1 protein-coding gene is annotated in these 226 nt (G+C 58.8%); it reads left to right on the top strand.

Features of this window, described 5'->3' with window-relative positions; translation table 11 throughout:
• Positions 1 to 226: Y-family DNA polymerase (locus ACW9IR_RS30175; RefSeq protein WP_457466271.1), on the top strand; the 226-nt coding region annotated here is incomplete at both ends.

Raw genomic sequence — 226 nt, 5'->3', positions numbered from 1 at the left:
CTATCTGGACGTGTCCGACAGCCCGCATTTCGGCGGCAGTGCCACGCGCATTGCCCAGGATATTCGCCGGCGTGTCTCCAACCAGTTGCATATCACCGTGTCCGCCGGTGTAGCGCCGAACAAGTTCCTGGCCAAGATCGCCAGCGATTGGAAGAAGCCCAACGGGCTCTTTGTGATCACCCCCGACCAGGTCGAAGAATTCGTCTCGCAATTGCGCGTAAGTAAG

The sequence above is a fragment of the Pseudomonas sp. SDT291_1_S447 genome (assembly GCF_054070155.1).
Note: the sequence above shows the minus strand (reverse complement) of the source record. Positions and strands in the feature narration are given on the sequence as shown.